This is a genomic window from Acidovorax sp. KPB24-07, assembly GCF_057543315.1.
The window spans coordinates 1-990 of sequence record NZ_BAAJYS010000765.1; the positions used below are offsets into that span (position 1 = coordinate 1).

Genomic DNA, 990 nt, shown 5'->3' on the forward strand with positions numbered 1-990 from the left:
CGGGCGTTCCAGGCACCGCCGCGCAGACTGCAGAACCGGCAACAGGCCGTGGCGGAATCGGTCTCGGCAGGCGCCGGAGCGCGGGGATCGGGGGCGGGCAGGTGCGACATGGGCGGCAGTCTAGCCGCAGGCCGGGGGCCCGGTCTGTCAGCCGGAAGCCATCCCTGGGCCCTTTTTCAGGGTGCCGATGCGAGGCGCCGCCCGCCCCGCCGCCCTGCGCTCCTACCGGCGCAACTCCGCGCGGATCACCACCAGCAGGCCCAGCAGCACCAGCCCCAGGCCGCTCCAGGCGGCGAGCGGCTGCCGCTCCCCGACGATCGCCACGGCCAGCACGAAGGCGGCCACCGGTTCGACCAACGTCAGCGTGACGCTGGTCGCCCCGGCGATGTGGCGCAGTCCGCTGGAAAACGCCACATAGGCCAGGCCGGACACCACCACGCCCAGATAGACGACCACGGCCAGCGACGGCAGGCTCCATTGCGGCACGCCGGCCAGCAGCCATGCCATGGGCAGCGCCAGCAGCGCGGCGCCGGTGAACACGCAGAAGTTGACCCAGCCGGTGGAGGCCCGCGCCACCAGCCGCTTGTTCACCAGCGCGTAGCTGGCGTACGACAGGCCGGCCAGCAGGCACAGCGCCAGCCCCGGCCAGGACGGCCCGGCCCCCGCGCCCTTGCTGAGCACCATCAGCACGCCGCCGGCCACGCTGACGGCGGTGCCCAGCCACCACAGGCCGATCAGGGGCGAGCGCAGCAGCACGGCCTGGATCAGTCCCGCCCAGATCGGGCCGCTGCCGATGGCCACCGCCGTGCCCACGCCCACGCCGGTGCGCTGCACGCCGGCATAAAAGCAGATGCTGTAGCCCGCCACGCCGGCCGACGCCAGCGCCAGCCAATGCGCGGGCAGGCGGTCCTTTGGCGGGATGAGCTGCGCAGCTCCTCGGGGTCCTGGGTCGCAGTGAGGGCGCTCATGAGCAGCGCGACGGCCACTCCA

1 protein-coding gene is annotated in these 990 nt (G+C 73.6%); it reads right to left on the reverse strand.

Annotated features, from left to right (window positions below):
• Positions 1 to 222: 222 nt before the first annotated feature.
• Positions 223 to 990, reverse strand: a 768-nt coding sequence (locus AC27IQ_RS25635; RefSeq protein WP_487091318.1) for a DMT family transporter, incomplete at its 5' end; no start/stop codon positions are given.